The sequence below is a fragment of the Elizabethkingia argenteiflava genome, from assembly GCF_009904105.1.
Classification (GTDB): Bacteria; Bacteroidota; Bacteroidia; order Flavobacteriales; family Weeksellaceae; genus Elizabethkingia; species Elizabethkingia argenteiflava.
In genome coordinates, this window is the sequence record NZ_JAAABJ010000486.1 from 1 (window position 1) to 4,071 (window position 4,071).

General features: G+C 32.2%; 5 protein-coding genes. All 5 read left to right on the plus strand.

Going from position 1 to position 4,071, the window contains the following annotated elements:
* Positions 1-957 (plus strand): scabin-related ADP-ribosyltransferase (locus GNY06_RS06175; protein WP_317163761.1); only part of this gene is annotated, 957 nt, incomplete at its 5' end.
* Between the two features lie 19 nt (positions 958-976).
* Complete coding sequence (locus GNY06_RS06180; protein WP_166519258.1) at positions 977-1,471, plus strand: hypothetical protein; 495 nt, start codon at positions 977-979, stop codon at positions 1,469-1,471.
* A 2-nt stretch (positions 1,472-1,473) separates the two neighbouring features.
* Entirely contained in the window at positions 1,474-2,409 is a 936-nt protein-coding gene (locus GNY06_RS06185; RefSeq protein WP_166519259.1) for an ADP-ribosylglycohydrolase family protein, read from the plus strand.
* A gap of 159 nt (positions 2,410-2,568) precedes the next feature.
* Positions 2,569-2,820 (plus strand): hypothetical protein, encoded by a 252-nt coding sequence (locus GNY06_RS06190; protein ID WP_166519260.1) that lies wholly within the window; start codon positions 2,569-2,571, stop codon positions 2,818-2,820.
* 489 nt (positions 2,821-3,309) lie between these two features.
* Entirely contained in the window at positions 3,310-3,642 is a 333-nt protein-coding gene (locus GNY06_RS06195) for a hypothetical protein (RefSeq protein ID WP_166519261.1), read from the plus strand.
* The last annotated feature ends 429 nt before the right edge of the window (positions 3,643-4,071 follow it).

Here is a 4,071-nt window from a genome sequence, read left to right on the forward strand (position 1 = left end):
AAGAGGATTAGCTTTGTGTACGATGCTTTGGGAAGGCGTATTGCCAAGGAATATAAAGGAAGGGTGACCAGGTGGCTGTGGGATGGGAATGTACCCCTGCACGAGTGGCAATATGAGGGAAGTTTTCGGCCGGTATGGAGCATGGGTGATGAAAATAATCTTCATCAGATGCCAGAATCTACCGAAAATTTAATAACTTGGCTGTATGAGCAGGGAAGTTTTGTACCTTGCGGAAAGCTTGTTGGAGAGGAGAAGTACAGTATTGTCAGTGACTATCTGGGGACACCCTCGCATGCATATGATAGTAGTGGGTCTTTGGTTTGGGAAAGGGAATTGGATGTTTATGGTTCCCCGAGAAAAGGAAATCATGATTTTGTGCCTTTCCTTTATCAGGGGCAGTACGTAGATATAGAAACAGGATTGGCTTATAATCGGTTTAGGTATTATGACCCTCAAATAGGTAATTTTATCAGTCAGGATCCCATTGGGCTATTGGGAAATAACCCGAATCTGTATGCCTATACTTACGATTCTAACTCGCAAGTCGATCCCTTTGGGCTGGATATGATTACTGTTTATAGATTTGACCAAAGATCTCCAGCAACAATAAAATCAGGAGGTGGTTTTCATGCAAAGATTCCGGGAGCAAATGTCGATTTAAAAGACTATGCTGTAAATAATACTAAGTCTCAATATATTTCTACTACTTATGATATAAATAGTGCCATTGATTTTGGAAATATTTCTTATGATTATAAAGGAAATGGATATATTTATAAAATTGAAATAGATAGCTATAAAGGTATTAATGTTAATGATATATTAGGAACAGAAAGTCCTTTTCCTTCCGAAAAAGAAATTGCATTTATTGATAAAATTCCAAATGAAAATATTAAAGGATATATACATGCAAAGGATATTAAAAATTCTAATAATATTAATTGGCATTGTTATTAATGCTAAAAGTAGTGAGTTTATGAATAAAAAAGAAAACTATGAAGTTTTTCATATAAAGTGTTTAAATTCTAATCATCAAGAAATAGATGCTTCAGTTAGGATATGGACAGGGACAGAGATTAATCCAACAGTTTACCAATTTCCTACATATGAACCTTATACATATAAAGGAAAAGCAGCTATGTATTATTTAGAGTATAAAAATGAAGAGGACAATGTCATACAAACTAAATCAGATAGAATAAATGATGCATTTTATGATCTTTGTTCAAAGTTAGATAAATTACATATTAAAATGCTTATAAAAGGATGTTCTTATGGTTATTATATGATTCCCCGTTTACATTACTCTATTTATGCTGTTAAATTAATTTTAGGGAAAAGGTTAGATAAAAATTATCCTCGCGTTAATATTTTTTCTGAAGAGTCAGATCTAGAAAATATAAGAAATGTTAAACAACTCAATGAATACTATAACGAATGGATAAAAAGTATTAGTGTTATTCCTTATTGATTATGAAGAATAAAATTTTAATTAAAGACATACTCTATGGTGTTTTAGTTGGTGATGCTTTAGGAGTTCCTTATGAGTTTAAATCTCGTAACGAAATACATGCTCATCCAGCTAAAGAAATGATAGGTTTTGGTACACATAATCAGCCAAAAGGCACATTTTCAGATGATGGTTCTTTAACCTTATGTTTAGCAGATGCTATAGTGAAATCTGGTTACAGTATACAATCTATTGCGAATAATATTGTACAGTGGTATGATAATAATTTATGGACAGCCCACGGTGTGGTATTTGATATAGGTGTAGCTACGGAAGAAGCTGTTTATAATTTAAGAGAAGGAGTAAATCCAATTCTAGCAGGAGGGAATGATGAGTATTCAAATGGTAACGGATCTTTGATGAGAATCCTTCCGTTATTGATGATTACAAAGGATATTAATAATATAGAAGAGAGATTTAAATTAGTTAAAGAAGTTTCTTCGATTACTCATTCACATATAAGGTCGATAATTTCTTGTTTTTATTATCTTGAATTTGCTTTATTGCTTTTATCTTCTAAAGATTTGGGAAATATTTATTTAGAGGTACAGAATAATGTGTCTTCTTTTTTAGAAAGTAATAAAATTAATCTAGAAGAAAGAAAGAAATTTAATAGATTACTTGATAATAAAATATATGAATTTGATGAATCTGAAATTCAAAGTAGTGGATACGTAATACATACATTGGAAGCTTCTATTTGGTGTCTTTTTAATACAAGTAATTACGCTAGTTCTGTTCTTAAAGCTGTAAACTTAGGAGATGATACTGATACAACATCAGCAGTAACAGGAGGTTTATCTTCTATTTACTATGGCAGTGAAAATATTCCTAAAGATTGGATAAATAGTATTGCTCGTAAAAAAGATATTGATGATTTAATAGAATCTTACAAATAAAAAAAGCAAACTTTTCAGAGGTGTTTTTTTGTTTTTATATAGTCACCCCTAAAAAATACATTAATTAATTATTAATCAATATTTTAATTTGAAAGAACAAAGCACATATTGATGTAAAACTAGCAAAAAGTTGTATTCTAGCGTATAAAAAGTGGCAATATGTTAGGGAAAATACAACCGGATTTACAGCAAAATTTATTTCAGACTAGACTCACAGAACTCATTAACATGGATCATCCACTGGTAAAATTAGCAGATGAGATTGCTTGGGATAATTTGGATCAAGAGTTTGAAAAATTGTTTTCAACAAACGGAAGCCCCTCTGTTGCGATTCGTAAAATATCAGGATTACTGTTACTCAAAGAAATGTTTAAAGAGAGTGACGAATCTTGTGTGGAAAGATGGATATAAAATGCTTATTGGCAGTATTTTACCGGAGAAACATTTTTTCAAACCACGCATCGGTTTGATCCAATCCAGTTTGTGTACTTTAGAAAGAGCATTGGCGAAAAGGGCTTAGACTTTTTGTTGAGTCAAAGCGTAAATCTTCATCCCGAATCAAAATTTGAGAAATAAGTTCAGATTGACACGAGGGTTCAGGATAAAAATATTACTTTCCCTACAGATTCAAAATTAGCCAAAAAAGAAGGTGTTCCCGAAAGGCAAACCTATAAAAGAGTGATCAAACAATTGCTTGGAGAAGCCTATTTTGGTCATCATCCCAAAAGGAAAAAGAAATCAATGAGGGCTCGAAAAAAGCTACGAACTTTGGGAAAAAGATTGGTTCGGGAACTGGAAAGAAAACTAACAACAACTGTTCTATAAAATTACAAATTAGAGTTTGAAAAATACAAAAAAGTCTTATCTCAAGATCGATCTACGAAGGATAAGGTCTATAGTTTGCACGAGCCACAAGTGGCTTGTATCGCAAAAGGAAAGTCAGGTAAAGCTTATGAATTTGGAACAAAAGTATCCGTTGTACGAGGTCGGAAAACAGGGGTTATCACATCGGTAAAAAGGTTTTCTGGTGATCCACACGATAGTAAAACCTTGGAAGCCTCTTTATCTCAAAGCCAAAGAGTTCGAGAATTAATTGGAGGAACAAGACCTGAAAAAGCAATCACAGATCGAGTTTTTCGAGGAATAAAAGAAGTTGAAGGAACAGAAATTTTACTTCCCACAAAGAAAGAAAGAAAGAAAAGACAAAATACAAACAACAAGTTGCAAGATTAAGATTCCGAGCAAGAGCAGCGATAGAACCTACAATATCTCATTTAAAACGAAATCATTCTTTAGGATTAAATTTCTTAAAAGGAGTGGCTGGAGATATAAACAATGCTCTTTTAGCAGGAAATGGATACAATTTAAAGCTGATATTCAACCAAATCAAAGCTCAAATCATTTTTTGGCTTCAAGTTTTATTCAATTTTTTAATAAAAAACAAAGCCTCTATTTTTGCTGAAAGGAAAATGGTGCCTTTTTAAGGCTTGACTAAATATAAGAAATGCTCTTTTTTAAACGAATCCAAACTTGGTTATTCAATTAAATTTTATGTTGCTGGAGGAAGATCTGGTCTACAAGAATTTGAAGGTCTGAATGTTTTTGTACATATTGAATTACTAACATCAGTTGAAAATATTTTAGAATTTGATCAGATTGATC

Bases quoted from the DNA above. Each gene is read 5' to 3' on its own strand.
- GNY06_RS06180 (WP_166519258.1), top strand. From the start codon at position 977: ATGAATAAAAAAGAAAACTATGAAGTTTTTCATATAAAGTGTTTAAAT.
- GNY06_RS06185 (WP_166519259.1), top strand. From the start codon at position 1,474: ATGAAGAATAAAATTTTAATTAAAGACATACTCTATGGTGTTTTAGTT.
- GNY06_RS06190 (WP_166519260.1), top strand. From the start codon at position 2,569: ATGTTAGGGAAAATACAACCGGATTTACAGCAAAATTTATTTCAGACT.